Annotated in this window: 27 protein-coding genes; 12 read left to right on the top strand and 15 right to left on the bottom strand. The window is 60.7% G+C overall.

Annotated features, from left to right (window positions below; all coding sequences use genetic code 11):
• The first annotated feature begins 100 nt into the window (after window positions 1-100).
• Window positions 101-718, top strand: a complete 618-nt coding sequence (locus ACZRMO_RS24815; protein ID WP_463974572.1) for an FKBP-type peptidyl-prolyl cis-trans isomerase — start codon at window positions 101-103, stop codon at window positions 716-718.
• A gap of 153 nt (window positions 719-871) precedes the next feature.
• On the opposite strand, the gene ACZRMO_RS24820 is transcribed toward ACZRMO_RS24815, so the two are convergent.
• The 3 genes from ACZRMO_RS24820 to ACZRMO_RS24830 form a co-directional block, all read right to left on the bottom strand.
• A complete protein-coding gene (locus ACZRMO_RS24820; RefSeq protein WP_017735021.1) occupies window positions 872-1,129 on the bottom strand; it encodes a PA4570 family protein in 258 nt (85 codons plus the stop codon).
• A gap of 159 nt (window positions 1,130-1,288) precedes the next feature.
• Window positions 1,289-1,630 carry a zinc ribbon domain-containing protein YjdM gene (locus ACZRMO_RS24825; RefSeq protein WP_463974573.1) on the bottom strand — a complete coding sequence of 114 codons (342 nt, stop codon included), beginning with the start codon at window positions 1,628-1,630 and terminating at the stop codon, window positions 1,289-1,291.
• Window positions 1,631-1,759: 129 nt separating this feature from the next.
• The gene (locus ACZRMO_RS24830; protein ID WP_192300610.1) at window positions 1,760-2,728 is read right to left on the bottom strand and encodes a polyprenyl synthetase family protein; all 969 of its coding nucleotides are present in this window, start codon (window positions 2,726-2,728) and stop codon (window positions 1,760-1,762) included.
• 239 nt (window positions 2,729-2,967) lie between these two features.
• On the opposite strand from ACZRMO_RS24830, the gene rplU reads away from it, so the two are divergent.
• The 7 genes from rplU (at window position 2,968) to ACZRMO_RS24865 (ending at window position 8,609) form a co-directional block, all read left to right on the top strand.
• Window positions 2,968-3,282 (top strand): 50S ribosomal protein L21, encoded by a 315-nt coding sequence (rplU, locus tag ACZRMO_RS24835; RefSeq protein ID WP_003176051.1) that lies wholly within the window; start codon window positions 2,968-2,970, stop codon window positions 3,280-3,282.
• 34 nt (window positions 3,283-3,316) lie between these two features.
• The gene (gene rpmA, locus ACZRMO_RS24840) at window positions 3,317-3,574 is read left to right on the top strand and encodes a 50S ribosomal protein L27 (protein WP_003176049.1); all 258 of its coding nucleotides are present in this window, start codon (window positions 3,317-3,319) and stop codon (window positions 3,572-3,574) included.
• 193 nt (window positions 3,575-3,767) lie between these two features.
• The gene (cgtA, locus tag ACZRMO_RS24845) at window positions 3,768-4,991 is read left to right on the top strand and encodes an Obg family GTPase CgtA (RefSeq protein ID WP_017735024.1); all 1,224 of its coding nucleotides are present in this window, start codon (window positions 3,768-3,770) and stop codon (window positions 4,989-4,991) included.
• 110 nt (window positions 4,992-5,101) lie between these two features.
• Window positions 5,102-6,220 carry a glutamate 5-kinase gene (proB, locus tag ACZRMO_RS24850; protein WP_463974611.1) on the top strand — a complete coding sequence of 373 codons (1,119 nt, stop codon included), beginning with the start codon at window positions 5,102-5,104 and terminating at the stop codon, window positions 6,218-6,220.
• Window positions 6,221-6,235: 15 nt separating this feature from the next.
• The gene (locus ACZRMO_RS24855) at window positions 6,236-6,700 is read left to right on the top strand and encodes a CreA family protein (protein ID WP_015885841.1); all 465 of its coding nucleotides are present in this window, start codon (window positions 6,236-6,238) and stop codon (window positions 6,698-6,700) included.
• A 101-nt stretch (window positions 6,701-6,801) separates the two neighbouring features.
• The gene (locus tag ACZRMO_RS24860) at window positions 6,802-7,284 is read left to right on the top strand and encodes a glutathione peroxidase (protein WP_017735027.1); all 483 of its coding nucleotides are present in this window, start codon (window positions 6,802-6,804) and stop codon (window positions 7,282-7,284) included.
• Window positions 7,285-7,505: 221 nt separating this feature from the next.
• A complete protein-coding gene (locus ACZRMO_RS24865; RefSeq protein WP_463974574.1) occupies window positions 7,506-8,609 on the top strand; it encodes an NADH:flavin oxidoreductase in 1,104 nt (367 codons plus the stop codon).
• Here the strand turns inward: ACZRMO_RS24865 and ACZRMO_RS24870 are convergent.
• Window positions 8,578-9,780: a glycosyltransferase family 4 protein gene (locus ACZRMO_RS24870; RefSeq protein WP_463974575.1), complete on the bottom strand. Its 1,203-nt coding sequence runs from the start codon at window positions 9,778-9,780 to the stop codon at window positions 8,578-8,580. The two genes, ACZRMO_RS24865 and ACZRMO_RS24870, sit on opposite strands and share 32 nt — an antisense overlap.
• Before the next feature lie 54 nt (window positions 9,781-9,834).
• Window positions 9,835-10,584, bottom strand: a complete 750-nt coding sequence (cysZ, locus tag ACZRMO_RS24875; protein WP_463974576.1) for a sulfate transporter CysZ — start codon at window positions 10,582-10,584, stop codon at window positions 9,835-9,837.
• Between cysZ and ACZRMO_RS24880 the strand changes: the two genes are divergently transcribed.
• On the top strand, window positions 10,583-10,723 hold the full coding sequence (locus ACZRMO_RS24880) for a hypothetical protein (protein ID WP_177414041.1): 141 nt from the start codon (window positions 10,583-10,585) through the stop codon (window positions 10,721-10,723). The genes cysZ and ACZRMO_RS24880 overlap by 2 nt on opposite strands.
• 143 nt (window positions 10,724-10,866) lie before the next feature.
• Window positions 10,867-11,811 (top strand): thioredoxin-disulfide reductase, encoded by a 945-nt coding sequence (trxB, locus tag ACZRMO_RS24885; RefSeq protein ID WP_463974577.1) that lies wholly within the window; start codon window positions 10,867-10,869, stop codon window positions 11,809-11,811.
• Window positions 11,812-12,002: 191 nt separating this feature from the next.
• On the opposite strand, the gene ACZRMO_RS24890 is transcribed toward trxB, so the two are convergent.
• The 7 genes from ACZRMO_RS24890 to ACZRMO_RS24920 all read right to left on the bottom strand — a co-directional run bounded on the left by ACZRMO_RS24890 (window position 12,003) and on the right by ACZRMO_RS24920 (window position 15,439).
• Complete coding sequence (locus ACZRMO_RS24890; protein ID WP_463974578.1) at window positions 12,003-12,341, bottom strand: HopJ type III effector protein; 339 nt, start codon at window positions 12,339-12,341, stop codon at window positions 12,003-12,005.
• Complete coding sequence (locus ACZRMO_RS24895) at window positions 12,334-12,630, bottom strand: DUF1244 domain-containing protein (protein ID WP_010206472.1); 297 nt, start codon at window positions 12,628-12,630, stop codon at window positions 12,334-12,336. The genes ACZRMO_RS24890 and ACZRMO_RS24895 overlap by 8 nt, the downstream gene beginning before the upstream one ends.
• Before the next feature lie 23 nt (window positions 12,631-12,653).
• Window positions 12,654-13,025, bottom strand: a complete 372-nt coding sequence (folX, locus tag ACZRMO_RS24900; RefSeq protein WP_003176029.1) for a dihydroneopterin triphosphate 2'-epimerase — start codon at window positions 13,023-13,025, stop codon at window positions 12,654-12,656.
• 2 nt (window positions 13,026-13,027) lie between these two features.
• A complete protein-coding gene (folE, locus tag ACZRMO_RS24905) occupies window positions 13,028-13,588 on the bottom strand; it encodes a GTP cyclohydrolase I FolE (protein WP_429479971.1) in 561 nt (186 codons plus the stop codon).
• Between the two features lie 20 nt (window positions 13,589-13,608).
• Window positions 13,609-14,319, bottom strand: coding sequence for a dihydromonapterin reductase (folM, locus tag ACZRMO_RS24910; RefSeq protein WP_463974579.1), 711 nt, complete (start codon window positions 14,317-14,319; stop codon window positions 13,609-13,611).
• 56 nt (window positions 14,320-14,375) lie between these two features.
• Complete coding sequence (locus ACZRMO_RS24915; RefSeq protein WP_124526454.1) at window positions 14,376-14,936, bottom strand: putative antibiotic biosynthesis monooxygenase; 561 nt, start codon at window positions 14,934-14,936, stop codon at window positions 14,376-14,378.
• A 266-nt stretch (window positions 14,937-15,202) separates the two neighbouring features.
• Window positions 15,203-15,439 carry a hypothetical protein gene (locus ACZRMO_RS24920; RefSeq protein WP_463974580.1) on the bottom strand — a complete coding sequence of 79 codons (237 nt, stop codon included), beginning with the start codon at window positions 15,437-15,439 and terminating at the stop codon, window positions 15,203-15,205.
• On the opposite strand from ACZRMO_RS24920, the gene ACZRMO_RS24925 reads away from it, so the two are divergent.
• Window positions 15,344-16,108 carry a helix-turn-helix-type transcriptional regulator gene (locus ACZRMO_RS24925; RefSeq protein WP_463974612.1) on the top strand — a complete coding sequence of 255 codons (765 nt, stop codon included), beginning with the start codon at window positions 15,344-15,346 and terminating at the stop codon, window positions 16,106-16,108. The genes ACZRMO_RS24920 and ACZRMO_RS24925 overlap by 96 nt on opposite strands.
• Window positions 16,109-16,110: 2 nt before the next feature.
• Here ACZRMO_RS24925 and ACZRMO_RS24930 read toward each other — a convergent pair whose 3' ends face one another.
• On the bottom strand, window positions 16,111-16,716 hold the full coding sequence (locus tag ACZRMO_RS24930; protein ID WP_463974581.1) for a hypothetical protein: 606 nt from the start codon (window positions 16,714-16,716) through the stop codon (window positions 16,111-16,113).
• A 60-nt stretch (window positions 16,717-16,776) separates the two neighbouring features.
• Window positions 16,777-17,244: a PAS domain-containing protein gene (locus ACZRMO_RS24935; RefSeq protein ID WP_463974582.1), complete on the bottom strand. Its 468-nt coding sequence runs from the start codon at window positions 17,242-17,244 to the stop codon at window positions 16,777-16,779.
• 129 nt (window positions 17,245-17,373) lie between these two features.
• Between ACZRMO_RS24935 and ACZRMO_RS24940 the strand changes: the two genes are divergently transcribed.
• Window positions 17,374-17,829, top strand: coding sequence for a flavodoxin (locus ACZRMO_RS24940; protein ID WP_124526451.1), 456 nt, complete (start codon window positions 17,374-17,376; stop codon window positions 17,827-17,829).
• Here ACZRMO_RS24940 and ACZRMO_RS24945 read toward each other — a convergent pair.
• Complete coding sequence (locus ACZRMO_RS24945) at window positions 17,810-18,706, bottom strand: LysR family transcriptional regulator (RefSeq protein WP_207041602.1); 897 nt, start codon at window positions 18,704-18,706, stop codon at window positions 17,810-17,812. The two genes, ACZRMO_RS24940 and ACZRMO_RS24945, sit on opposite strands and share 20 nt — an antisense overlap.
• Window positions 18,707-18,710: the final 4 nt, after the last annotated feature.

The raw sequence follows: 18,710 nt of genomic DNA on the forward strand, positions 1-18,710 counted from the left end.
GGTGTTGTGTGCTAGTCTGCTGGCCCTTTTAGTTCTGGGCGACAGGGAAAACGCGGCCTTCGTGCGGTTTTTGTGTGTCGTCCTACAGCGGAGCACCTTCATGTCCGAAGTTAATCTGTCCACCGACGAAACCCGCGTCAGCTACGGCATTGGCCGTCAACTGGGCGACCAACTGCGCGACAACCCGCCACCGGGTGTGAGCCTGGACGCGATCCTGGCTGGCCTGACTGACGCTTTTGCCGGTAAGCCAAGCCGTGTTGACCAAGAGCAAATGGCTGCCAGCTTCAAGGTTATCCGTGAAATCATGCAAGCCGAAGCGGCTGCCAAGGCAGAAGCTGCTGCTGGCGAAGGCTTGGCTTTCCTGGCTGAAAACGCCAAGCGTGATGGCATCACCACCCTGGCTTCCGGCCTGCAATTTGAAGTGCTGACTGCCGGTGATGGCGCCAAGCCAAGCCGTGAAGACCAAGTGCGCACTCACTACCACGGCACCCTGATCGACGGCACTGTGTTCGACAGCTCCTACGAGCGTGGCCAGCCTGCTGAATTCCCGGTTGGCGGCGTGATCGCTGGCTGGACCGAAGCCCTGCAACTGATGAATGCCGGCAGCAAATGGCGCCTGTACGTGCCGAGCGAACTGGCTTACGGCGCTCAAGGCGTTGGCAGCATCCCGCCGCACAGCGTTCTGGTGTTCGACGTCGAGCTGCTCGACGTTCTGTAAGACCTGCTGAAGCCTGCGGGTGTTGGGCTTGTGTTGGAGCGGGCTTGCTCGCGAATGCGGTGGATCAGTCAGCTTATCTGTAGATGACACTCCGCTTTCGCGAGCAAGCCCGCTCCCACATAGAGCCCAGCCCCACAGGTTTTGCGTGGATGCTCATGGATGAAACTTGCCATGCAACTCGGTGGCCGGGCGCAACGCTCGGGCATAGCAGAACAGAAACAGATTGCGCACCACCTCCTTCAACACCCCAGGTTCACTCGAACTCAAGCCATTCACGTCCAGGTCACCCTGGTCTTGCAGCTCGTTGAGCGCTTCTTCTTCCAGCACCGCACAGACTTCGCCGGTTTCCCGATGCAGGATGCGCAGGTAAGGGTGTGGGCGGTCGAGCCAGGCATCTATCAAATAAGTCATGGTGGTTCTCCTTGATAAGTTTCAATGAGAATAATTCTTATTCGTAGAATAGCAAGTGCCTATTGGCGGTTTGTGGTTTTTTCTGTGTGGATATTGCGCGGGGTCAAACGGCAGGGCGAAACGCCATCCCGCGGCGGGCGCGGGATGGAAGCAGCAGGTTCAGACCTTGCGGACGAACTCGGACTTGAGTTTCATCGGGCCGATACCGTCGATCTTGCAATCGATATCGTGGTCGCCGTCGCACAGGCGGATGTTCTTGACCTTGGTGCCGACCTTGACCACCAGGGACGTGCCCTTGACCTTGAGGTCCTTGATCACGGTGATGGTATCGCCGTCTTGCAGGACGTTGCCCACAGAGTCTTTCTTCACGGTTTCATCGCCGGCTGCTTCGGTCTCGCCGTTGGCGGACCACTCATGGGCGCATTCCGGGCAGATCAGCTGGGTGCCGTCTTCGTAGGTGTATTCGGAATTGCATTTCGGGCAGGGTGGCAACGTGCTCACTAAAGCTCCTTGAGAGTCAGGGATGGCTAAAAGTCGCACATTATATAGGGTTTTACGGGCGGGAGGGGCGGCTTGGCTCGGTCTAATGTGGGGGCTGGCAAGCCAGCTCCCACATTAATCAGTGTGCAATCAGTGGGTACGGGCTACCGCAAACTCACTCAGCTCAACCAGGGCATCCCGGTATTCGCTGGCGGGCAGGGCTTCGAGGCACTGGATGGCGCGGGCCACGTAGTCACGTGCCAGCTGCGCGGTGTAGTCCAGCGAGCCCGAGGCTTCCACGGCTTCGCGGATGCTTTCCAGGTCTTCGATCCCGCCTTTCTGGATCGCCTTGCGCACCAGGGCAGCCTGTTCCGGCGTGCCTTCGCGCATGGTGTAGATCAGCGGCAGGGTCGGCTTGCCTTCGGCCAGGTCGTCACCGACGTTCTTGCCCAGGGTTTCGGCGTCGCCCCGGTAGTCGAGCAGGTCGTCGACCAATTGGAACGCCACGCCCAGGTGGTCGCCAAAGGTGCGCAGGGCTTCGGCCTGTTCGGCGGTCGCGCCACACAGCGCGGCGGCGCTATGGGTGGAGGCTTCGAAGAGCATCGCGGTTTTGCCGCGAATCACTTCCATGTAGGTTTCTTCGGTGGTGCTGGCGTCGCGCACCTTGGACAGTTGCAACACTTCGCCTTCGGCGATGATGCGCGTGGCCTGGGACAGAATTTTCATCACCGGCATCGAGCCCAGTTCGACCATCATTTCGAACGAGCGCGAATACAGGAAGTCGCCGACCAATACGCTCGGGGCGTTGCCCCACATGGCGTTGGCGGTCTCACGGCCACGACGCATGCCGGACATGTCGACCACGTCGTCATGCAGCAGGGTGGCGGTGTGCAGGAATTCGATCGTGGCCGCCAGCAGGCGCAGATCATCGCCTTCGCGGCCCAGGGCCTTGCCACACAGCAGCACTAATAAAGGACGCAGACGTTTGCCGCCGGCCGACGTAATGTAGTCGCCAATTTTGGAGACCAGCGGCACTTTAGAAGTCAGCTGCTTCTTGATGATGCCATCGACGGCGCTAAAATCGTCCGCGACCGCGCGGTAGAAGGCTTGGGGTTGCATCAGCGACAGTCGCTCCAGAAGGGTTGCGCGGCATGCTAGGACCCTCACTCCCGGGTGTCAAGGCGCGATGGGCGGCCACTTGCAACAGCCATTTACCTTGCGTACAATCGCGCACCCTGAACTTCCTGGGCAGCACCTGCCTTACGCAATTGCATTCGGGACGTCCATCCCATGCAGCCATGCCAGCCAATACCTCTTCTTATAAAGAGCTGGGTGAGCAGGATTATCGGAGAAATACCATGTCGTACGCAGTAATTGTTACTGGTGGCAAGCAATACAAGGTCGCCCCAGGTGAATACCTGAAGATCGAAAAACTGGAAATCGCTACCGGCGAATCCGTTACTTTTGATCGCGTTCTGTTGGTCGCCAATGGCGATGACGTGAACATCGGCGCTCCAGTTGTTGCTGGCGCTACCGTTGTGGCTGAAGTGATCTCCCAAGGTCGTCACGATAAAGTCCGCATCATCAAGTTCCGTCGTCGTAAGCACCACATGAAGCGTATGGGCCACCGCCAGTGGTACACCGAGATCAAAATCACCGGTATTCAGGCTTAATTTCAGCCTAATTCCTCACTAGGAGAATTGACTCATGGCACACAAAAAAGCTGGTGGTAGTACCCGTAACGGTCGCGATTCAGAAGCCAAACGCCTTGGCGTCAAGATGTATGGCGGCCAGAAAATCATTCCGGGCAACATCATCGTGCGTCAGCGCGGCACCCAATTCCACGCCGGTTACGGTGTAGGCATGGGTAAAGATCACACCCTCTTCGCGAAAATCGAAGGCGTGATCAAGTTTGAAGTAAAAGGCGCGTTCAACCGCCGTTACGTGAGCGTTGTCGCAGCTTAATTGCGAGATCGCTGGAAAAGCCCTGTCTTGCGACGGGGCTTTTTCGTTTGTGGAGTGAGTCTCTTGCAAAGCTGTTTGTAATGGGCTCAAGCGCTGGATATGCGGTCGCTGATTGAGGTCGCTGCGCTCATTTTTGCAAGAGTCTTATGTCTTGGTTTCTTAAGCTCGTCCGTGCGGCGAGAGGCGTTTTGTTATGAAGTTCGTTGATGAAGTTTCCATCCGAGTAAAAGCAGGCGACGGCGGTAACGGTTGCATGAGTTTCCGTCGCGAAAAGTTCATCGAAAACGGTGGCCCAAACGGCGGTGACGGCGGTGACGGCGGTTCCATCTACATGATGGCCGACGAAAACCTCAACACCCTGGTCGACTACCGTTACACCCGGCACTTCGATGCCGAGCGTGGCTCCAACGGCGGCAGCACCGACTGCACCGGTAAAAAAGGCGAAGACCTGGTACTGCGTGTACCGGTCGGCACCACCATCATCGACTCGGCCACCCAGGAAGTGATTGGCGACCTGACCAAGGCCGGCCAGAAACTGATGGTTGTGCAGGGCGGCTGGCACGGTCTGGGTAACACCCGATTCAAGTCCAGTACCAACCGTGCGCCACGCCAGACCACGCCGGGCAAGCCGGGCGAGCAGCGTGACCTCAAGCTGGAAATGAAAGTACTGGCTGACGTTGGCCTGCTGGGCTTGCCGAACGCCGGTAAAAGTACCTTCATCCGCTCGGTTTCGGCCGCCAAGCCGAAAGTCGCCGATTACCCGTTCACCACCCTGGTGCCAAACCTGGGCGTGGTCAGCGTTGATCGCTGGAAAAGCTTCGTGGTCGCCGACATTCCCGGCCTGATCGAAGGTGCTTCCGACGGCGCCGGCCTGGGGATTCGCTTCCTCAAGCACTTGTCCCGCACCCGTTTGCTGCTGCACCTCGTCGACATGGCGCCGCTGGATGACACCAGCGCTCCGGACGCCGCCGAAGTGATCGTCAGCGAGCTGACCAAGTTCAGTCCGGCCCTGGCCGAGCGTGATCGTTGGTTGGTCCTGAACAAGTGCGACCAGATCCTCGAAGAAGAGCACGAAGAGCGCGTCAAGGAAATCGTCGATCGCCTGGAGTGGGAAGGTCCGGTCTACGTGATCTCGGCCATCGCCAAAGAAGGCACCGAGCGCCTGACCCGCGACATCATGCGCTACCTCGAAGACCGCGCCGACCGCCTGGCGGCCGACCCTGTGTTCAAGGCCGAGCTGGCCGAACTCGATCAGCAGATCGAAGACGAAGCCCGCGCCCAGTTGCAGGCACTGGATGACCAGCGTGCCCTGCGCCGCAGTGGCGTGAAGTCGGTCCATGACATCGGCGACGATGATTGGGACGAAGAAGACGTGGATGATGAAGACGGTCCGGAAATCATTTACGTGCGCGACTGATCCGTTGCGATAAACTTGAACGCCGCTCCTTTAGAGCGGCGTTTTAGTATCCGGGTTTAACGTTATGGGCCGCGCTGGGTCGCGCAGCCCTCAATCTAAGGTTGAAGATGATGCGGAGCAAAGTGACAGGTGCGCAGCGCTGGGTCGTAAAGATCGGAAGTGCGCTGCTGACGGCGGATGGCAAGGGGCTCGATCGCGCAGCCATGAGCGTCTGGGTCGAGCAGATGGTGGCCTTGCATGAGGCTGGCGTCGAGTTGGTGTTGGTGTCGTCCGGGGCCGTTGCCGCCGGGATGAGCCGCCTCGGCTGGACCGCGCGACCCAGCGCGATGCACGAACTGCAAGCCGCTGCCGCCATCGGTCAGATGGGCCTGGTGCAAGCCTGGGAATCCAGCTTTGCCGAGCACGGCCGCCACACGGCGCAGATCCTGCTGACCCACGACGACCTGTCCGACCGCAAGCGCTACCTCAACGCCCGCAGCACCTTGCGCGCGCTGGTGGAGCTGAAAGTCATCCCGGTGATCAACGAGAACGACACCGTGGTCACCGACGAAATCCGCTTTGGCGACAACGATACTCTGGCCGCCCTGGTGGCCAACCTGGTGGAAGCCGACTTGCTGGTGATCCTCACCGACCGCGACGGTATGTTCGACGCCGACCCGCGCAACAACCCCGACGCCCAGTTGATCTATGAAGCGCGCGCCGATGACCCGGCGCTGGACGCCGTGGCCGGCAGCGTCGGCGGTGCCCTGGGCCGTGGTGGTATGCAGACCAAGTTGCGCGCTGCGCGCCTGGCCGCGCGTTCCGGCGCCCACACCATCATCGTCGGCGGGCGCATTGAGCGCGTGTTGGACCGGCTCAAGGCGGGCGAGCACATTGGTACGTTGCTGTCGCCGGAACGCGGCATGCTGGCGGCGCGTAAACAGTGGCTGGCCGGTCATCTGCAGACCCGTGGCACCCTGGTGCTGGACGAGGGCGCGGTATCGGCGTTGTCCCAAGGCAACAAGAGCTTGCTGCCGGTGGGCGTCAAGTTGGTGCAGGGCAGCTTCCGCCGTGGCGAGATGGTGGTGTGCGTCGCGCCCGACGGTCGTGAGATCGCCCGTGGCCTGGCCAACTACAGCGCCCTGGAAGCGCAGAAAATCATTGGACAATCTTCTGATGCGATTGTCGGACTATTGGGTTACATGGCGGAACCGGAACTGGTTCACCGCGACAACCTGATCCTGGTCTAACCAAAGGAATACACGATGCGCGTAATGAAGGGATTGCTCGGCCTGCTGCTGGCCATGCCACTGCTGGCCTCGGCCGAAGAGATCGGCCAGGTGTCTACCGTGTTCAAATTCGTCGGCCCCAATGATCGGATCGTCGTCGAAGCCTTTGACGACCCCAAGGTCGATGGCGTGACCTGCTACCTGTCGCGCGCCAAGACCGGCGGCGTCAAAGGCGGCCTGGGCCTGGCCGAAGACCGCGCCGAAGCTTCGATCGCCTGCCGCCAGGTCGGCCCGATCCGCTTCAAGGGCGAGCTCAAGGACGGCGACGAAGTGTTCAAGGAGCGCACCTCGCTGGTGTTCAAGACCATGCAGGTGGTGCGCTTCCTCGACAAGAAGCGCAACACCCTGGTTTACCTGGTGTACAGCGACCGTCTGATCGAAGGCAGCCCGCAGAACGCAGTGACCGCGATTCCGATTTTGCCGTGGCCGACCGCTCAGTAGTCCACAAGCGGGTTTTATAATCGGCGTCTATGATTGCAGGCTTGCGGGTTGTAATCTCGACGAGCCGCTTTGCTAAGAACATGGGATATCTGGAGTTCGTCATGAGTGCTTTCCACGACCTGAAACTCAAAGCTTTGGACGGACAAGAGCTGCCACTGGCGCCCTTCAAGGGCCAGGTGGTACTGGTGGTCAACGTGGCCTCCAAATGTGGCTTGACCCCGCAATACGCGGCGCTGGAAAACCTCTACCAGCAATACAAGGACCAGGGTTTTACCGTGCTTGGCCTGCCGTGCAATCAGTTTGCGGGCCAGGAGCCGGGCAGCGAAGAGGAAATCCGCGAGTTCTGCAGCCTCAACTACGGCGTGACGTTCCCGTTGGGCAGCAAGCTTGACGTCAACGGGCCCGATCGTCACCAGCTGTATCGGCTGCTGGCGGGCGAGGGCGCCGAGTTTCCAGGGGATATCACCTGGAACTTCGAAAAATTCCTGCTGGGCAAGGATGGGCGCGTGCTGGCGCGCTTCTCTCCACGCACGGCACCGGACGATCCCACGATCGTCCAGGCCATCGAAAAAGCCTTGAGTTAACTCGGCCCGACCTGTGGCGAGGGAGCTTGCTCCCGCTGGAGTGCGCAGCGCTCCCAAGATTTTGGGGCCGCTACGCAGCCCAGCGGGAGCAAGCTCCCTCGCCACAGGTAAGCGTCCACCCTCGCTTTTACCCTTTAATCACTCAGATCAATAGTGCTGTTCAGCCCTGCGCGAGCCCCATATTATCCACGTCATAAACCCGCCTTACGTGGAGTACACCCATGCCTGTCCAAGCCCTGTTCAAACCCTTCCAGCTCGGTGCTCTGCAACTGTCCACCCGTGTGGTCATGGCGCCGATGACCCGCTCGTTCTCGCCGGGCGGCGTACCCAATTCCAAAGTCATCGAGTACTACCGTCGTCGCGCTGCGGCGGGTGTGGGCCTGATCATCACCGAAGGCACCGTGGTCGGCCACCCAGCCTCCAACGGCTACCCCAACGTCCCGCACTTCTACGGCGAAGCGGCTCTGGCCGGCTGGAAGAAAGTGGTCGATGCCGTGCACGCCGAAGGCGGCAAGATCGTCCCGCAGCTGTGGCATGTAGGCAGCGTGCGCCGTATCGGTACCGAGCCTGATGCCAGCGTGCCAGCCTATGGCCCGATGGAAAAACTCAAGGACGGCAACGTGGTTGTCCACGGCATGACTCACCAAGACATCAAGGATGTGATCAGTGCCTTCGCCCAAGCCGCCAAGGATGCCCAGAGCATCGGCATGGACGGTGTAGAGATCCACGGTGCCCACGGCTACCTGGTGGACCAGTTCTTCTGGGAAGGCAGTAACCAACGTACCGACGAGTACGGTGGTAGCCTGGCCAACCGTTCGCGTTTTGCTATCGAGCTGATCCAGGCCACCCGCGCCGCCGTAGGCCCGGATTTCCCGATCATCTTCCGTTTCTCCCAATGGAAACAGCAGGACTACACCGCGCGGCTGGTGCAAACCCCCGAGGCGCTGGGCGAGTTCCTCAAGCCGTTGTCTGACGCCGGTGTGGATATTTTCCACTGTTCCACACGGCGTTTCTGGGAGCCGGAATTCGAAGGTTCCGACCTCAACCTGGCCGGCTGGACGCGCCAGCTCACGGGCAAGCCGACCATCACCGTGGGCAGCGTCGGCCTGGATGGCGAGTTCTTGCAGTTCATGGTCAACACCGACAAGGTCGCGCAACCGGCCAGCCTGGAAAAACTGCTGGAGCGCCTGAACAACGACGAGTTCGACCTGGTTGCAGTGGGGCGTGCGCTGCTGGTTGACCCGGATTGGGCGGTGAAGGTGCGTGAAGGTCGCGAGAACGACATCCTGCCATTCAGTCGTGAGGCGTTGACGACCCTGGTGTAAGCGGCGACAGGGCGGGCACCGGGTGCCCGTCCTTGCATACCCCACGCAGTTGGCGTTCAAACTGCTCGATTATCGCCGGCCAGCCCTGGCGGCTGGCGTGTTGGCGAGCATTCAGGCGCGCCCTGCGCAAATTTTCTTGTTCCTCCAGCAGCCAATTGGCCGCATCGCAAAACGCCTCCTCATCCCCCGGCATCGCCGACACGCCGTTATAACCATGGCGGATATGCTGGGTCGCGGCCGCCTGGTCATACGCCACCACACCCAATCCCGAGGCCATGGCTTCCAGCACCACATTGCCGAAGGTTTCGGTGAGGCTGGGAAACAGGAACAGATCGCCCGATGCATAGTGCCGCGCCAGTTCTTCGCCGCGCTGGGTGCCGCAGAACAGTGCGTCGGGCAGGTCACGTTCCAGCAGCGTGCGTTGCGGCCCATCGCCGACGATGATCAATTTCAGTCGACGCTGTGGATAAGTGCTGCGCAGGGAGTCGAAGCAGCGCTTGAGCACGCCGAGGTTCTTTTCCTGGGCCAGGCGCCCTACATGCAGCACGGCAATATCGTCATTGCCCAGGCCCCAGCTCTCACGCAGTGCATTGTCACGTTTGGCGGGGTGGAACAACTGGCTATCCACCCCACGCGACAGCATTCCCAAGCGCTCGAAGTGCCGGCGTTCCAACTCCAGGCGTTGGCTGGCACTCGGCACCAGGGTCAAGGTCGAGCGGTTGTGAAACCAGCGCAGGTAGTGAGTGACCATCCGGCTCAGCATGCTCAAGCCGTATTGGTTGGAGTACTGCTGGAAGTTGGTGTGAAAGCCGCTGACCACGCTGATGCCCAGGCGCCGTGCCGCGCGCAAGGCGGATAGGCCCAGTGGCCCTTCCGTGGCGATGTAGAGCACGTCCGGGCGTTGGCGGGTCCAACGGCGCAGCAACTTGTGCATCGACGACTGGCCCCACTGCAGGCCCGGGTAGCCGGGCAGTGGCCAGCCACGGCACAGGAGCAATTCGTCATCGCTGGTGCGACTCTGGTCACTGCCCTGTCGCGGGCGCACCAGCTCGACTTGATGGCCGCGCGCGCGCAAACCGTCGCACAGGCGGCCAAGGGTATTGGCCACCCCGTTGATTTCAGGCGGGAAGGTTTCGGTAATCAGGGTGATGTGAAGCGAGGCTGTCGTCATGACCCACAGTGTCGCTGTGGGCCGTGTCGTCATTGTGTCATTGGGATGATGGATTTATGACTTGGCCATCGTCTCGGCACCCTGCTCACGCACCCAGAACAACGTGGCCCCGGCCACCGCCGCCGGCATCATCAGCAGGTTGACTACCGGTACCAGCAACACCAGGTAAACAATCCCGCCGAAGCTCATGCTCTGCCAGCGCTTCTGGCGCAGCCAGGCGAGCATTTCGTTCCAGCCCAGCTTGTGGTTATCCGCCGGGTAGTCAATGTATTGGATCGCCATCATCCACACCCCGAACAGCAGCCACAGCGGCGCGGCGATCAGGTTGACCACCGGTATGAACGACAGGATAAACAGGCCGACGGCCCGCGGCAGGAAGTAGCCCAGCTTGCGCATTTCCCGCGCCAAGGTGCGTGGCACCATGGCGATCAGTTCGCCCCAGCTGAACGCCGGGAAGTCATCGGTGCCGCGCACCACCACTTCGACTTTCTCCGACAGAAAGCCGTTGAACGGCGCGGCGATGATATTGGCCAGCATGGTGAAGGTGAAAAACACCATCAGCACCACCAACACGACAAACAGCGGCCATAGCAGATAGTTGAGGAAGCTCAGCCAGCTTGGCAGCGTCGGCATCAAATGATCGACCCACAGGCTGAACTGATGGCCGGCGAAATAGATCAGGCCGACGAACAGCACCAGGTTGATCATCAGCGGCAACAGCACAAACAGGCGCAAGCCAGGGCTGAGCACCAGTTTGAGGCCTTCACGCAGGTATTGCGGGCCGGAAAGAGCGGGGGCGGGCATGGATAACTCCGAGCAAAGGGGCGAACGCGCCGACCTTACCGGCTTTGCCGCACAGGCGAAAGCGGCGACATCAGCAGTAACAAAGGCGTCGATCAACCACGCCAACTGCATAGAGACCGCCTATGAGCTGGATTGTTAATCCGTATTTCCTTAATCTTGCCCCCCTCTATACGCTGCACCCATTATTTTTCAGGACGTGCGAGTTCAAGCCTTCCCCAAGTGCTTCGCGGTCCTTTTTTATTCCAGCCGCCTTATTGTCCGGGTGGTCGATAGGAGTGAGTCATGTCTGATACCCGTCATTCGCGAGTGATTATTCTCGGTTCCGGCCCTGCCGGTTACAGCGCTGCCGTCTACGCTGCCCGGGCCAACCTCAAGCCGCTGCTGATCACCGGCATGCAGGCGGGCGGTCAGTTGACCACCACCACCGAAGTCGATAACTGGCCCGGCGACGTGCACGGCCTGACCGGCCCGGTGCTGATGGAACGCATGAAGGAACACGCCGAGCGCTTTGAAACCGAGATCGTTTTCGACCACATCAATAAAGTCGATTTCTCGAAAAAGCCTTACAGCCTGACCGGCGACAGCGGCGTGTACACCTGTGACGCACTGATCATCGCCACCGGCGCCAGCGCCCGTTACCTGGGCCTGCCGTCGGAAGAAGCGTTCATGGGCAAGGGCGTTTCCGCCTGCGCAACCTGCGACGGTTTCTTCTACCGCAACAAGCCAGTGGCTGTGGTCGGTGGCGGCAACACTGCTGTGGAAGAGGCGCTGTACCTGGCCAACATCGCCAGCACCGTGACCCTGGTCCACCGCCGCGAGACCTTCCGCGCCGAGAAGATCCTGATCGACAAGCTGCACGCCCGTGTGGCTGAAGGCAAGATCATCCTCAAGCTCAACGCCACCCTGGACGAAGTCCTGGGCGACAACATGGGCGTGACCGGTGCCCGTCTGAAAAACAACGACGGCAGCTTCGACGAGCTGAAAGTCGACGGCGTGTTCATCGCCATCGGCCATACCCCGAACACGTCGTTGTTCGAAGGCCAGCTGGAATTGAAAGACGGTTATCTGATCGTGCAGGGCGGCCGTGAAGGCAATGCGACTGCCACCAGCATTGAAGGCATCTTTGCTGCCGGTGACGTGGCAGACCACGTGTACCGCCAGGCCATCACCTCGGCCGGCGCCGGTTGCATGGCCGCCTTGGACGCTGAGCGTTACCTCGACGACTGAGGCGCGCTGCAACACAAAAAAAACCGGCCGTGAGGCCGGTTTTTTTATGCCCACAATTCAAATAGCCCCCTTGTCTTGAGGTGCAAACCCAATCCCTGTGGGAGCTGGCTTGCCTGCGATAGCGGTGTGTCAGTTACCACCGCCATCGCGGGCAAGCCCGGCTCCCACATTGACCGGGTTTTCAAATTGAATCAGCGGCGGGTCAGGGGCTGTGCGGTGAACTTCACACCGGCCAGGCCATGGGCAATCAACGCACGGATGTTGCCGTGGTCACTGCCCTCAGGCGTCGCCACCACCGAACGGTAATGCTCACCAAACGCCAGCAGCGCTTCCTGATCGCTCAAGCCTTCCAACACGGCCAAACCCAGGGTCTTGCACGAGCCCTCGTTCTGCCCGGCGGCATTTTCCACATCACCATTGGTAAAGGCTTGCGGCTGGTAGTCGTAACCTGCGGCAACAAAGGCCAAGGTGTCGGCAAACACGTGTTCGCCGCTGTTCAGGCTGTTGCGCAGGGTGTTCAGGTCAGTCATGGGTTTTTCCTTTGGCGAACGCCGCCTGTTGGTCGGCGCTGGCTTCTTTCTGGTATTGGGCTTTCCACTCGGCGTACGGCATGCCGTACACCACTTCACGGGCATCATCGAGGCTCAGCTCGATCTGGCGCTCATCGGCCTCGGCCTTGTACCACTTGGACAAGCAGTTACGGCAGAAACCGGAGAGGTTCATCAGGTCGATGTTCTGCACATCCTTGCGGCTGTCCAGGTGGGCTACCAGCCGGCGGAAGGCGGCGGCTTCGAGTTCGAGGCGTTGTTGGTCGTTCATAGGGCTCACGCAAATCTCAGGGGTTAGCGGCTGGCCGCCAGGGTAATCGACACCGATTCGGCAAAGCGCAGCGCATGGGGCTTGTCCACTTCGACTTCGGCGTACAGCACCGATTCATTGCTCATCACCAGGTCGAGCAGCTCCTGGGTCAGGCGCTCCAGCAGGGCAAAGCGGTTGCCTTCGACGTGGGCAATGATGGCCTTGGTGATGGTGCGGTAGTTCAGCGCATGGTCGATGTCATTGTCGCGCACCGCCTCTTGGGCGGCATACAGGATGGTCAGGTTGATCAGCACATCCTGCTTGTTGAGGATCTCGTCCTCGTTGATGCCGATGTAGGTGCGCAGGCACAGGTCCTTGACCCGGATGCGCGCCATGCCTGGTTGAAGTTGTGGCATTGCTACTTGCTCCGTCCGATCAGTTGCAGGAACTCCATGCGCGTGGTGTTCGACTCGCGGAACGCGCCGAGCATCACCGAGGTGTTCATGGTTGAATTCTGTTTCTCCACGCCGCGCATCATCATGCACATGTGCTTGGCTTCGATCACCACCGCCACGCCGGCGGCCTGGGTCACTTGCTGGATGGCGTCGGCGATTTGCCGCGTGAGGTTTTCCTGGATCTGCAGGCGCCGCGCATACATGTCGACGATGCGCGCCAACTTCGACAGGCCCAGCACCTTGCCGGTCGGAATATAGGCCACATGGGCCTTGCCGATGAAGGGCAGCAGGTGGTGCTCGCACAGCGAGTACAGCTCGATGTCCTTGAGGATCACCATCTCGTCATTGTCGGAGGTGAACAGCGCACCGTTGACGATGTCATCCAGGTTCTGTTCGTAGCCGTGGCACAGGTACTGCATCGCCTTGGCCGCGCGCTTGGGGGTGTCGAGCAAACCTTCACGCTCCGGGTCTTCGCCCAGGCCTTTGAGGATCTCACGGTAGTGTTGGGGCAGGGACAAGGTCATACAACATCCTCACAAACGGCTTATTTGATATGCCGCCCGCCGTTGACGGTCAGGGTGGTACCGGTGACATAGGGGTTGTCCAGCAGGTAACGCACGCTCTGGTAGATCACCTCGGGCCCGGGTTCGATGCCCAGTGCGGACTTGGCCAGCACCTTGGCACGGTAGGCAGCGTCGTCGCCGTCGTTGAACATCACCATCGCCGGGGCGATGCCGTTGACCTTGATCAGCGGCGCGAACTGCGCGGCGAACGACAGCGTGAGGCTGTCGAGCCCGGCCTTGGTGGCGCAATAGGCGATGTGCTGGCGGCTGCCCTTGCGCACCACGTCATCGCTGATGTGCACGATGTCGGCGGGTGTCGAGCGTTGCAGCAAGGGTGAACAATGCAGGTTGATCAGGTAGGGCGCAAGCATGTGTACGCTGAACATGTCGGTAAAGGCGCGGCTTTCGTCGCCGGGTGTTTCCGCGACCCACGCCGACGCGTTGTGGATGATCGCGCGCAGACTCTGGGTGTGGGTGTTCAGTTCGGCGATAAATGCCATGACGCCGGCTTCGTTGGAGAAGTCGGCAAACACACCGATCGCCCCGCGCTCGCGCAGGGCCTGCACGCCAGGGCGTTCGCTGCGGTAGCTGAAAATCACCGCGTGGCCGTCGTCGAGCAAACGCTGGGCGCAATGCAGGCCGGCACGCTGGCCGGCGCCGGTGATCAGGATCGGGGCGTGTGTTGCAGTCATGGGGGGCTCGATTCGCTGGCAGGCTCAAATCATACCAGCGCCGCGGCCCCCTGTACTCACGCGGCGGCTTCGGTGGCCTTGCGCGGTGTTGGCGCCGGATGTAGCCAACTGGCCAGCAGGTGGGTCGACAGCGGAATGAACAGGTAAACCATCAGCGGCGTCAGTGCCAGGGTGCTGACCAGCACGCGCGGGACCAGCTCCAAATCAGCGAGCAGCGGGCCCAGCACAAAGTTGAAGATCAGCGACACCGGGAAAAACGCCAGCCAGATTGCCACGGCCTGTTTCCAGCGGGGTGGCCGTGCGCCGACGGCGCCGAACCAGCCATCGATGCCACTCACACGATGCTCCGACGGGTCGGCGAACAGCTCGCTGCCACGGCCCAGCCAGGCACTGCGGGACGCGGAAAACTCCCAGGCATGCAGGGTTTTTTCGTCGGCAAAGCGGAAGATGATCTGGAATTCGTCATCATTGGGCGGTGGCGCAAGCACGCCTGAACCCAGGTAACCGGGAAAGTCCGTGGCCAATTGCTCGCCTTCGCGCAGCCAGGCCATCAACTCTTCGTAGCGACCTTTGGCTACGCGGCGCGCAACCATCAGGGTGACGGGTGAGGTAGACATTGTGTATCTCCAAATATACGGGTGCGCTGGGCCGGGTAGGCGGCGCACGAACATAACGGCGGGGTAGTGCCGCTATGTAAAAACAGGCAAGGATTATTCCTATTTTGCAGAAATACGCCAGTGGCATTGGTCCGAAGCTTGAGGCGCTTGAAAAAGACAGGTCTAAAGGCGTTAAATGACTGCCCCGATCACCGTTGGTTTTTTGGTCTCAAATGCCCGTGATTACTGCTGCGCTTGATAGCAATTTACATTTAGATACGCCTGATTCAAACGAGCTGTTTCCGATCCGTGAAGTGTCGAGATTGACAGGCATAAACCCCGTCACCCTGCGTGCCTAGGAGCGCCGTTATGGCCTGATCCAGCCCACGCGCACCGAAAGCGGGCACCGCCTCTACTCCAAGGCCGATATTGAGACGGTCAATCGCATCCTCGACTGGATCGAGCGCGGCGTGGCTGTGAGCAAGGTTGGCAAGCTCCTCGCGCGTGATGATCAGCAGGCGCAAGCCGTGCGCGCTGAACGTGATTTGGCCGGGGAAGCCGAGTGGCCTCAGTGGCAGGCGCGGTTGATGCAGGCGGTCAGTGCGTTCGATGATCGCCAGCTGGAACATGTGTACGGGCAGGTTTTTGCGACCTACCCCCTCAGCGTGGCGTTCCAGAACATCCTCATGCCCCTCTGGCAGGATCTGCTGCGACATCAGGGCCGCTTTGGCCAGGCCAGTGAATGGTTGTTCTTCGATGCCTTCTTGCGGGTGCAGGCCTTGCAGCGCTTGCAGGTAGCCTGTGCGTCGTCGGCACCACGGGTGCTGCTGGCCGCCCTGCCCGGCGAGTGTCGTAAATTGGAGTTGCTGGTGGCCGCGCTGTTGATCAGTCGCGACGACCTGGTGGTGAAGGTGCTCGCGATGGGCCAGCCGGTGGATGAGTTGATGCTGGTGTGTGAAAAAAACCGTCCCCAGGCGTTGATCGTGTATTCCAACCACTCACATGGCCACGACCTGCCCAATCGCCTGAACCGCTTGGCAATGACCCTGGAGTGCCCACTGTTTCTGGCGGGTGCGGCGTCGGACCTGGCCGAGAACGACCTGGCTGGTTCTTCCGTGGGTTGCCTGGGCAATGAAGGCCGCTTGATGCAGCGCCGCCTGCAGCAGTTTCTCAGTGGGCGCCTGGATACCTGAGATCAGGCGTGCACGTGGGGGTGGACCAGCCGGTGTTGGTGCAGGATGAATTGGCGCAGGCGCTCGATCTCATCCGCATCGCTCTGGTTCAGGCGATAGGCGAACAAGCCGCGCGCGGTTTCCCGCTCCAGCGTGCCGCGCAGGGCAATGCGTTCGTAACCGGAAGGGCTGAACCACAGGGCAAAGGTCTTGGGCGCTTTGACCCGGCCACGGATTTCCACCAGAACACCCTTGAATGACACTTCGTGCACCCACAGTGCGCCTGGCGTGCCCTTGATGTTCTCCAGTGCCACTGGCGATTCAAGCGCCAGGCGCCACGGGCGGATCATCGGGCCGTCTTCGAAAATGCTCGGCACGCCCAAACGCAGATGCACCGCATGAAACTCATCCTCCACCAGGTGCAGCGGGAAGGTCAGTTGCTGGTTATCGAACTGCGCCTGGATCGTGACGTGGTCGTGAGCGGCCAGCCGGGTGAGCAAATCGCGGATCTGCGCCCCACCGTTGACGGTCAGGCTCGACGACGCATCCCGCAGGTTGAGCTGGGGGTTGTGTTGCATGTTCTGAATGAAGTCCAGCTCATCCTGGGTCAGAAGCGCGTCGCGGTGCATTGATCGTGCTCAATGAAAGGGGTGTTAAAGTGCCATTATCCTCTCTACTGACCCCAATTTCTAAATTTTGTTAGATCCGCTCGTCGCTTTGAGGGCGGCCAGCTCGGCCTTGACCTCGGCCAGCTCGCTTTCCAACTGGGCCACACGCTGCTGGGCCTTGACCTGAAGGGTGACGTCTTTTTGCACGCCGACAAAATACGTCTGCTTATCGGCCTCGTTGTACACCGACGACAGCGACAGCTCGTTAAAGAAGTGCGTGCCGTCCTTGCGATAATTGCGCAGGATTTCCCGGCAAGAGCCACCATTGTCCAAGGCTTCACGAATGGCCATCAGCCCAGGTTGATCGCGGTCACCCGACTGCAGGAATCGGCAGTCCTGATACAGGATCTCGTCCAGGGTGTAGCCGGTCAGCCGTTCGAATGCCGGGTTGACGTAGATCAGCGGCTTATCCTTGCCTTCCCGTTCGGCGACGACTATGCCGTCGTTGGAGGCGTTGACGACCAGTTGCATCAGTTTGGCGTTGATCATTGAGCGGTCCATGGCTTGTTTTGGAGAATTGGAGTCTATGGCAACTTCTGAATGTTGCACGCGGCCCACTGAAATATTTGCATCTGCTGCTAATATCCCACGCTTTCACTCAACTACAGGATCAGATTGATGAAAGTCGCCATCCTTTCCGGCTCGGTCTACGGCACCGCAGAAGAAGTCGCCCGCCACGCCGCCGGTCTCCTCAATGCCGCCGGTTTTGAAGCCTGGCACAACCCGCGTGCCACCCTGGCGGACGTGCAAGCCTTCGCGCCCGACGCGTTCCTGGCGGTGACTTCGACCACGGGCATGGGTGAGTTGCCTGACAACCTGCAACCGCTGTATTCGAGCATCCGCGACCAATTGCCCGCCGCCTGGCGCGGCCTGCCAGGCGCGGTGATCGGCCTGGGCGACGCCAGCTATGGCGACACCTTCTGCGGCGGTGGCGAGCAACTGCGTGAGCTGTTCGGCGAATTGGGTGTACGCGAAGTGCTGCCGATGCTGCGCCTGGACGCCAGCGAAAGCGTCACCCCGGAAGCCGACGCCGAGCCGTGGCTGGCGGAATTGGTCACTGCACTGCGCGGTTGACCGGGTATTCGCGCAACAATGCCAGCCAGGCCTGGGCGGCTCTCGACAGATAAGCGCCATCGCGCCAGATAAAGGCAATGTCCCAGCGCAGGAAGTCTGGCGCCTTGAGCGTCAGGCGCACCACGCCCGGGCGCACCAGCCCACGGGCGACGACGCTGGGCAGCAGCACCACGCCCTGGCCGGCGGCGACCAGCGCCACGAGAAAGTCCGCCTGGCCGCTGCGGCCAATTTCCTTCGGCGTAAAGCCCACGTGCTGACAGGCCTGCATCAGCCGGTCGTTCAGCACAAAACTGCGCTGGTACATCAGGAACGGCGTGTCCGCCAATTCTTCCAGGCGCACCTGGGCGTTTTCCGCCAGCGGATGGTCCATCGGCAACAAGGCATCCAGCGGCTCATCGCAGAACGCTTGCCAGGCGAAGGCCGGGTCGCTGGGCATCAGGCTGCCGCCGACGTCCAGTTCACCGTTGAGAATCCCTTGTTCAATCGTGCGACTGCCGCCTTCCAGGAGCTGGATGGTGACGTTGGGGTAACGCCTGCGGTATTCGGCAAATAGCCCGGCGAACAACGTATCACCGGCCAGCAGCGGCAAGCCCAGGCGCAATTCGCCGCGGGCCAGTTGCTGCATGTCGTCCAACTCGCTGAGCAACTCGGTCTGCAGGCGCAGCATCGCTTCGGCGCGTTGCAACACCACGGCGCCGGCGGCGGTCAGGCGGATGTGTGAGCCAGTGCGCTCCAGCAGCGGGGTGCCGAGGCTTTGTTCCAGCTGCGCCACTTGTTTGCTCACGGCGGACTGGCTGATGTGCAAGGTTCTGCCGGCCTGGGTAAAACCACCGCGATGGATGACCTCGACAAAGCTGCGTAGCTGTTTGAATTCCATGGTC

This window comes from Pseudomonas sp. B611, from assembly GCF_055407965.1.